Origin of the sequence: Dolichospermum circinale AWQC131C, from assembly GCF_000426905.1 — a bacterium.
Lineage (GTDB): Bacteria > Cyanobacteriota > Cyanobacteriia > Cyanobacteriales > Nostocaceae > Dolichospermum > Dolichospermum circinale.
Map to the genome: position 1 here is coordinate 1 of NZ_KE384650.1, position 8,876 is coordinate 8,876.

Annotated in this window: 8 protein-coding genes; 2 read left to right on the forward strand and 6 right to left on the reverse strand. The window is 37.3% G+C overall.

The features are described 5' to 3' along the window. The first annotated feature begins 44 nt into the window (after window positions 1-44). Window positions 45-1,427, forward strand: a complete 1,383-nt coding sequence (gene psbC / locus ACIR131C_RS0119225; protein WP_028084811.1) for a photosystem II reaction center protein CP43 — start codon at window positions 45-47, stop codon at window positions 1,425-1,427. A gap of 160 nt (window positions 1,428-1,587) precedes the next feature. Continuing rightward, window positions 1,588-2,577: a hypothetical protein gene (locus tag ACIR131C_RS0119230; protein WP_028091485.1), complete on the forward strand. Its 990-nt coding sequence runs from the start codon at window positions 1,588-1,590 to the stop codon at window positions 2,575-2,577. 108 nt (window positions 2,578-2,685) lie between these two features. On the opposite strand, the gene crtO is transcribed toward ACIR131C_RS0119230, so the two are convergent. The 6 genes from crtO to ACIR131C_RS0119260 all read right to left on the reverse strand — a co-directional run bounded on the left by crtO (window position 2,686) and on the right by ACIR131C_RS0119260 (window position 8,605). Next, entirely contained in the window at window positions 2,686-4,377 is a 1,692-nt protein-coding gene (gene crtO / locus ACIR131C_RS0119235) for a beta-carotene ketolase CrtO (RefSeq protein WP_028091486.1), read from the reverse strand. 228 nt (window positions 4,378-4,605) lie between these two features. Continuing rightward, window positions 4,606-5,070 carry a PPC domain-containing protein gene (locus ACIR131C_RS0119240; protein ID WP_028091487.1) on the reverse strand — a complete coding sequence of 155 codons (465 nt, stop codon included), beginning with the start codon at window positions 5,068-5,070 and terminating at the stop codon, window positions 4,606-4,608. 64 nt (window positions 5,071-5,134) lie between these two features. Further along, the gene (locus ACIR131C_RS0119245) at window positions 5,135-5,800 is read right to left on the reverse strand and encodes a ComF family protein (RefSeq protein WP_028091488.1); all 666 of its coding nucleotides are present in this window, start codon (window positions 5,798-5,800) and stop codon (window positions 5,135-5,137) included. Next, entirely contained in the window at window positions 5,797-6,273 is a 477-nt protein-coding gene (locus ACIR131C_RS0119250; protein ID WP_028091489.1) for a GNAT family N-acetyltransferase, read from the reverse strand. The genes ACIR131C_RS0119245 and ACIR131C_RS0119250 overlap by 4 nt, the downstream gene beginning before the upstream one ends. A gap of 146 nt (window positions 6,274-6,419) precedes the next feature. Next, on the reverse strand, window positions 6,420-7,394 hold the full coding sequence (locus ACIR131C_RS0119255; RefSeq protein WP_028091490.1) for a Bpu10I family restriction endonuclease: 975 nt from the start codon (window positions 7,392-7,394) through the stop codon (window positions 6,420-6,422). Beyond that, on the reverse strand, window positions 7,367-8,605 hold the full coding sequence (locus ACIR131C_RS0119260) for a DNA cytosine methyltransferase (RefSeq protein ID WP_028091491.1): 1,239 nt from the start codon (window positions 8,603-8,605) through the stop codon (window positions 7,367-7,369). The genes ACIR131C_RS0119255 and ACIR131C_RS0119260 overlap by 28 nt, the downstream gene beginning before the upstream one ends. Window positions 8,606-8,876: the final 271 nt, after the last annotated feature.

The following is an 8,876-nucleotide window of genomic DNA, read 5'->3' on the forward strand; positions in this document are numbered from 1 at the left end:
TCAACCCCACGAACAATTTATATTCCCCGAGGAGGTATTACCACGTGGTAACGCTCTCTAATAGAGTCATTAGTGGTGGACGCGACCAAGAATCCAGCGGTTTTGCTTGGTGGTCCGGTAACGCGCGTTTAATCAACTTATCTGGTAAACTACTTGGCGCTCACGTAGCCCATGCTGGTTTGATTGTCTTCTGGGCCGGAGCAATGACCTTATTTGAAGTTGCTCACTTCGTTCCCGAAAAGCCCATGTACGAACAGGGCTTGATTCTTCTCCCTCACCTCGCCACACTTGGTTGGGGCGTTGGTGCAGGTGGTGAAGTTATTGACACCTTCCCCTATTTCGTCTCTGGTGTACTTCACCTTATTTCCTCCGCCGTTTTAGGTTTTGGTGGTATTTATCATGCCGTTCGCGGTCCTGAAACCTTAGAAGAATATTCTTCTTTCTTTGGTTACGACTGGAAAGACAAGAACAAGATGACCAACATCATCGGCTTCCACCTGATTATTTTAGGTTGTGGTGCGTTGTTGTTAGTGCTGAAGGCTATGTTCTTCGGTGGAGTTTATGATACCTGGGCTCCAGGTGGTGGTGATGTGCGTGTAATTACTAACCCCACACTTAACCCAGCGATTATCTTCGGTTATCTTTTGAAAGCTCCCTTCGGTGGCGAAGGCTGGATTATCAGCGTTGATAACATGGAAGATGTTATTGGCGGTCACATCTGGATTGCTTTAATTTGTATTTCCGGTGGTATTTGGCATATCTTCACCAAGCCTTTTGCTTGGGCGCGTCGTGCTTTTATCTGGTCTGGTGAAGCTTACCTTTCCTATAGCTTAGGCGCTCTCTCTATGATGGGCTTTATCGCCTCCGTCATGGTTTGGTATAACAACACTGCATACCCTAGCGAATTCTTCGGTCCTACTGGTCCTGAAGCTTCTCAAGCACAAGCTTTAACCTTCTTGATTCGTGACCAACGCTTAGGTGCTAACGTCGGTTCTGCTCAAGGTCCTACCGGTCTAGGTAAATACTTGATGCGCTCTCCTACAGGTGAAATCATCTTCGGTGGTGAAACCATGCGCTTCTGGGATTTCCGCGGTCCTTGGTTAGAGCCTCTCCGTGGTCCTAACGGTCTTGACTTGGAAAAAATCAAGAACGATATTCAGCCTTGGCAAGCTCGTCGTGCTGCTGAATACATGACACACGCTCCACTGGGTTCTTTGAACTCTGTAGGTGGTGTGGCTACCGAAATTAACTCCTTTAACTATGTGTCTCCACGCGCTTGGTTAGCTTGTTCACACTTCGTTTTAGGATTCTTCTTCCTTGTTGGTCACTTGTGGCACGCAGGCCGCGCCCGCGCTGCTTCTGGTGGTTTCGAGAAAGGTATTAACCGGGAAACAGAACCAGTGATGTTTATGAATGACCTCGATTAGGTTGTTTTCATCTTCATTTAATCACTGACAATATCATACTTTTTATAGCTCTTGTGTCACAGCAAGAGCTTTTTTTATATTTTTTTGATATTTTTTTTAGTATTTTACACATTTGATATAATATATAACGTAACAAATAAATTTTACTAAACATCAGATAATGAACAGTTTAAAATTCAGTACGTCTGTATTGACAGTCGCGGTTGGTTTAGCAATGGGAACATCAATCAATCAGATGGCCATTGCTAAAGAAGTTGTTGCAGAATCAGTTACCCAACCAGTAGTCACAAATGAGGTTATTGCCACATCAATTACTTCTGAAAAAACTGAGACTCCTCCTCAAGCAGAAACTTTCACTTACAGCGCTGGTGATTTACTGGCCAGAAGACCACTGGATCTAGATGTATTTTGTAAAAATTATCCTTTAAATTCCCGCTGTACTAATCAACCTGTCACCACACCAGTAACAAAACCAGAGGAAGTTAAACCTAAACCCACGGAAGAAAAGAGCGAAACTTCTGCAAAAACTCGCGGTTGGGCAATTACACCAGAAATTAGTACATTAGGTGTGGGTGCAACAGTCACCAAATCTATTACACCTAATATTAATGCTAAAGTTGGGGTTAATGGTTTAGGTATAAGTAGAGATATTAACTTGTCTGATGTTGATTATAAAGCCGATCTCAACCTGTTGAATATATCCACCCTCGCTGACTACCATCCTTGGAAAAATGGCGGTTTCCGTTTGACTGGAGGCTTGGTATTTCAGGACAATAATATAGAAGGAACTGGGAAACCCAAGAATGGTGGAACAATTAATATCAATGGTGTAGACTATAACTCCACAACTGTACTTACATCAGTGAAAACCAAAGTTTCTTTCGGCAATAGTGTCGCACCGTATATTGGTATTGGTTGGGGTAATGCTGTCAAACCTGGTAAACGTTGGGGATTTTCCACAAATTTGGGTGTAATGTTTGCCGGATCTCCAAAAATAGAAATAACACCTGGATTTGGTACAGGTGCAACACCCACTTTACAACAGGAAATTAATCGTAACATCGAAGCAGAAAAGAAAAAAGTGCAGGATGACCTGAATTGGTTGAATATTTATCCTGTTCTTTCCATTGGTGTTTCTTATCAGTTTTAGATAAAGATTTAGGGTGTGTCAGTTCTTGAAAATCTCTTTATTACTAAAGACTTATCAGATTTGATCCACCCTAAAAATATCTGAATTGTCACTTGAGATTTGTATTACCTAATTAATCCCAAAAACCGAACTAACTGTAGACTTAATCGAACTTCCAGCATCCTTTAAAGCTTGACTGAATGGTTGCTTATTTTGCAAAAATACCCTCGCACAATTGCGTCCTGGCATTCCCGAAATTGAACCACCTGGATGTGTACCAGCACCAGTTAGAAATAGATGATCAATGGGGGTTTTATAATTAGCTAATTCGGGCAAAGGTCTAAAAAAGATCATTTGATCCATCGTCATATCAATATGATAATAATTGCCCTTATATGCTCCTAATCTTTCCCCTAATTCTGCAGGACTTTCTACCCTTCTAGCGATAGTTGCTTTTTTCACATTTGGGGCATAGGTCGCTAATTTATCAATCACTCTATCAGCAACTTGATTTTTCAATTCATCAGTCCAACCCGTACCTTTTAAACCTGTACCTTTTGCACCAGCAATTTGATAAGGAGCGAAAAATTCAATCCATAAAGTATGTTTTCCAGGCGGTGCTAAACTAGGGTCAAGGGCGCTGGGCATAACCACATACATGGAGGGGTCAGAATCGGGAATTTCGCCAATTGTACATTTATTATGAGCCTGTTCAACATGATTCATAGAATCAGCAATTAAAATTGAACCAATCAGATATTCATCTTTATGTTCATGATGGGAAAAATGCAATGGTTCATCTAATGCCAAATCTATTTTCAGAATGGTTTCATTATTGTTGATAATGCGGCGTTCTAACCTTTCCCATAAATCAGGATCAACTGCATCAATATCGCTTTTTTCAGTCATTTGTAAGAATAATCTTTGGGCATCAATATTAGAAATTACTCCATGTTTAGCCAAAAATTCCTTACCCCCAGTCACCCTGACTCCTACCGCTTTAGCATCATTAATTAAAATCTTTTCTACGTGCTGTTCCGTGAGAATTACCCCACCTTTACTATTAACTAATTTCACCAATGCTTGCACCAATGCACCTGTACCGCCGCGAGGTCTAGCCATACCAGGATGATGACGCATAGCCATCATCATCACCCCAATTGCAAGATTTTTCTGTGAAGGTGGCGCACCTAATTCTGATGCTAATCTTGATAGGGGTGCTTTTAAAAATTCTTCATCAAACCATTCATTGAGAATATCCTCTGCACTATTTAACATTGTTCGCACAAAATCGAAACTTTTAGCAGGAGAACCGACAACAGAAAATAAATCTTTAACTTGTTGGAAATTGTAATTACCAAAAATATCTATAATTGACTTTGGGGGAGCATTAAACATCGGAGTCATGGCGTTAATTGCTCGTTGCCAATAATTGGTAAATTCGGCATATTTTTTAGCATCTCGTTGATTATAACGAGCGATTTCTGCACAGGTTTTTTCTAAGGACTTATGTGCCAAGAAATATTTACCGTCTGGGTGAGGACAAAATACAACTGGGTCACATTCTAGATATTCCAAGCCATATTTCGTCAGTTCTAATTCTTCTACCACTGGACCTAAATGAATAAATTCATGGTCAATGGCACACAAATTAAATTTAAACCCTGGTACTTCTGGAATACATTCTTCAGTTGTAGCAGCACCACCAGGCACAGGACGTTTTTCTAATAGCAGAACACTATAACCTGCTTTGAGTAAATAAGCTGCACAAACTAAGCCGTTATGTCCAGCACCGATAATAATAACGTCGTATTCTTGCATATCTTGATGATATAAAAACCTGACTTTTTTATATTATTATATCTGACTTTCTCCAGTTAATTTGGTAATATACGAATATTTATCTAATTTAATTGTTGTGTATAAAAACATATTTTATCAATCATTTTAAGTGCTAATACTTAATCATTTAACTATGATTGATAATAATTTTTGAAAATAGTAATAACACTTTATAAAGTGCGAAATTTGGGATAAATGATGGTTTACTTACTTCACCGGTTGCAGTTTTGTGACTTTGAGTTTAAACTTCCCTAGACCAGTTTCCCCAAAAGAACGAACCCGAACAATATAAGTTCCCGTTTCTGTAATGCGGGTAAATAACACAGAATTACTCGTACCCTCAGGACCATCATCATTTTCTAAAACTGTTGTACCATTGGGAGCTAATAGTGTAATAATGGTATCGAAATTTTCCGATGATAAATCAACCGCTAAATTATCACCTTGGTTTAATTTTACCGCATAATCACGAGCAAATCCTCCCTGTCCTGTGGGAATATCTTTGTTTGACAAAGTATCAGAAATTTCTGTAAAATCAGTTAAAGGAATGGGACTATATAATTTATTTTGTGTATTTTGTGCGGAAACTGTTTTGCTCCAAATCCCTATTATCAGTAATGTCATAGGAATAATTAAAATTTGTCTAAAACCAACTACAAAATTCTTTTTCATAAATTAATTTTCATACATTACAATACTTTTCCCCTAAATACAGGGTAACTAATCTAATATAGCTTTATTTTTCTTTGTTGGTTGTGGCAACAGCAGCTACACCTAAAACTTTAATTTGATGTATTTCCAGTGTCTTAACAGCAGCTTTGACAGTAGCACCAGTAGTATAAATATCATCCACTAATAATATTGGTATATTGGGAGGACGACGCAAATCTTTACCAATGACAAAAGCATTTGCTAAGTTTTCTTGTCTTTGAACTGCGGATAAATTAAATTGTGCTTCAGTTTCCTTAATGCGTTCTAAACCATTGACTTTCAATTTGTATCCTGTCACATTGCAAAAACCTTCAGCTATTAATGCAGCTTGATTAAAACCTCTTTGTTTTTGTTTTTTTGGGTGCATAGGAATAGGAACAACTAAAAGTTGTTTTTGGGGTTGTGGTGAATTTAATAACCATGATTCTCCTAACCATTGTCCCAAAAGATAACCAATTTGAGGCTGATTTTTATATTTTAATGCAGCGATCGCTCTTTTGACACCACCACCATAATTTCCCCAAACAAATATTGGTAATGGTTGTTTCCATAAATAAGTGGGATTTTGGCAATGACAACTTTGAACTTGTCTGGTACAGTATAGGCAAAGTTCGCTATTTGTAGGACGTTGACACAGGGGACAATCAGATTTGAGAAAAAGATTTAGTAGATTTTGGAATATGTTCATCATAGATATTTTACATAAACTAGATCACATCTACTAGTTTCTACTCCTGTTGTTGGTAGATAACCATGACTTTCATACAGTTTAACAGCTTCCGTTAAAATACTAGCAGTTTCAATCCAAATTTGCTCAAACCCACGGGAAGCAATCACCGTTTCTAGTTGTTGTAATAAAAACTTTCCTAATCCTAAACCACGTACTTTTGGTAAAAGATACATTTTTCTAATTTCTACCGCTTTTTCGCCGCGATTGATGGGATAATAGGCCGCAGTCCCGATAATTTGATTTTCCTGTTCAATTACCCAAAATTCACCTCCAGTGGCTAAATAATATGCTTCAATATTTAATACATCTTTATCGGCTTCTTCCGGTTGCCAAGGTAAGCCGTATTCTGATAATACAGAACTAATGACTTGGGAGGCTAAGGTGCGATCGCTTTCTTGCCAATTGCGAATGATAAAATCTTGGTATTGATACATAACGGTAATTAGACAAAATAAAGAGATTAAAAGAGGATACAATTCAGTGATAGTGTAACTTTTACATCAAACTAACCCCGTGCTTTGAAAAATGGTCTCAAGGGTTTGTTAGTTCAATGATGGTGGGGGAAGTACGTTAGCGTAGCTTATTCCTCAATTAACCAACCACGCTGTATTCCATATTCAATTCCACCAGTCCAATCCATTATTAAATGCTTCCGTATTTTATTAAATAAATGTTGCACTACAGTTGAATTAATTGGATTTTTAACATAAGTTTCTTCATACCTAAATTCTCGATCTGTGTTTTTCTGCTGACGTAATACGTAAATTTGATCAACCTTGTACTTCCGAAGATTGACATCACTTGTTAACTTGATCCATTCCATTAATACAATATATAAACTATTGGGATTTCTTGCTTTTAAATCCTCTGCTGCTCGTGATGAACCTTCTAACATAGTTTTATCAAGATAGGTTTTACATTCAATGACAATAACTGGAATATCAAAAATATGAGTTTCTGTATTACCTGCAACTGTAACATCTGAATAGTTTTCTGGTTCTTCTTTAAGAAGTGCAAGCATTTCACCTGAATTTTCTTCTTCTGGTGGTGTAACTGCTTCAAATGATGCTTCAATAGTTGCACCTATTACAAAATCATGGTCTTTTTTTTCAATACGTGCATAGGGACGTTTGAGCATTTCCGCATATTTTGGAGGAACAAAGAAAATGTCTTTGAAAGTATGGGATTTTCCAATAAGAGCATTTTCTCCAAAATCTTTTGCTAAATCTCGAAATAAATAATAGAGAAATTCTTCCAATACACTAGAGTGAAGATTGGAGCGAGAGTCAAACTTCTCAGCATAATGTTGTTGATCTAAAAAATCCTTATATTTTGATAAAAGTTCTACTCTTTTAGAAATAATCGTACCATCGTTTTCTGTAGGTGTTGATGTTGGACCCACTAATTCAACATTTGCTAAATGCCATTTATCATACTCAATTCTAATTTCTTGGAGAAATTTTCTGCTTTGGGCATCTCTGTATTTTTTGCGGTGATTTTCCTTTTGTTCGAGATTTGAACCATGAACTAAAGGGTTTCTATTAGTTGTGGACATAGGTTTAATTTTTCTTGAAGATGAATAGCAATTGCTTTAGCTAGAATGGGTGGTACAGCATTACCTATCTGATTGTACTGGCAAAGGAACTTTTCATTTAATCTATTTTCCCTTTGTAATAACTTATGAGATACAACAGTTTTCTTTCCTAAAAAACGATAAGAGTCAGGGAAAGATTGGAGACGCGCACCCTCACGAGCGGTCAGATTACGATGCTGAAAAGGATGAATAAAACTTGCATAAAAAGAAGCTGCTATGGTGTGTGATGGTCTGTATGGATGTAAACGCCTATTATTTTGATCGTAAGTTTTATGAGATAATTCACCATTTCCACTACGGCATTTAGCACCATATTCTGTGGGAACATCTGAACTAGATTCACCCCATTTTATTTGTTTAAACCGTTCTATCAATCGCTGAGAATGTTCCATTGCCACATGATTATAAAGAATCTTACTACCATTTCTAATCCATTGCTGATATTGATTTTGAGATTCTGATATATAAGGTTGTTCTTCTTTACCTTCTCTCGCATTAAGTAGTGGTAAATCTGATATTGCATCCCATAAGCTAATAGCAGGAATTAAATTTATTTCCTCAAGGGATAATTGCCATATATTATTTTTTAATAAATCTAGAGAATGGGTTTTTTGAGGACTTCCTAATTTTTTACCTAGTGTGTTTCCCACGATAAAAACACGCTCTCTAATTTGTGGTACACCATATTCAGCAGAATTAAGTAACCATACTTCTATAAAATATCCAAGTTCTTCAAAAGTTTTCTTAATAATATCTATTACCTTTACTCCTTCACTATTTTTCCGTGAAAGTAAACCCTTCACATTCTCCATAACAAATGCTTTAGGTTCAAGAAAACTTATCCACTGGGCAAAGTCAATGAATAAAGTATTTCTAGGATCATTTGGGTCTTTTTGGGCAGGACCTGCAATACTAAAACCTTGACATGGAGGTCCACCAATAATAATATCCGGTTTGGAGAGACAGATTTCTTTAACACTACTTAAAGTATTAAAATTACGAATATCACTTTGAATTACTGTCATTTCAGAGTGGTTATAACGCAGCGTATCACAAGCCCAAGCATCAATTTCAACAGACAGAGGAATATCAAAACCTGCCATTGCAAAACCTAAACTAAAACCGCCAGCACCAGAAAATAAATCAATAGCAACAGGTTTGTCTATTTTCATAAATAGTTTGATGTATTTAGCACTGAAATTATAAAGCAATTGTGGAGGAGTGCGTGTGAGAAGCTTAAGTATCCCTGCTATTTAGCTGATGTCAATCAACACTTGTACGCTATTCTCTGAATTCAGGTTATCTGGTCAGTTACTTATTTTCCCAAAACAAAAAACGCCCTCCTTGCGGAGAGCGTTTTTTTATTTAACTAGACTCTAGTTATTAACCGTTGATTGCAGGAGCGCTCAAAGCAACAGGAGCAACATCAGCAGCAGCCAAGTC

What these genes read in the sequence shown, in the direction of transcription:
- ACIR131C_RS0119240 (WP_028091487.1), bottom strand. Translation starts at nt 5,070, where the DNA reads ATGAAAAAGAATTTTGTAGTTGGTTTTAGACAAATTTTAATTATTCCT.
- ACIR131C_RS0119230 (WP_028091485.1), top strand. Translation starts at nt 1,588, where the DNA reads ATGAACAGTTTAAAATTCAGTACGTCTGTATTGACAGTCGCGGTTGGT.
- ACIR131C_RS0119255 (WP_028091490.1), bottom strand. Translation starts at nt 7,394, where the DNA reads ATGTCCACAACTAATAGAAACCCTTTAGTTCATGGTTCAAATCTCGAA.
- crtO (WP_028091486.1), bottom strand. Translation starts at nt 4,377, where the DNA reads ATGCAAGAATACGACGTTATTATTATCGGTGCTGGACATAACGGCTTA.
- ACIR131C_RS0119250 (WP_028091489.1), bottom strand. Translation starts at nt 6,273, where the DNA reads ATGTATCAATACCAAGATTTTATCATTCGCAATTGGCAAGAAAGCGAT.
- ACIR131C_RS0119245 (WP_028091488.1), bottom strand. Translation starts at nt 5,800, where the DNA reads ATGATGAACATATTCCAAAATCTACTAAATCTTTTTCTCAAATCTGAT.
- ACIR131C_RS0119260 (WP_028091491.1), bottom strand. Translation starts at nt 8,605, where the DNA reads ATGAAAATAGACAAACCTGTTGCTATTGATTTATTTTCTGGTGCTGGC.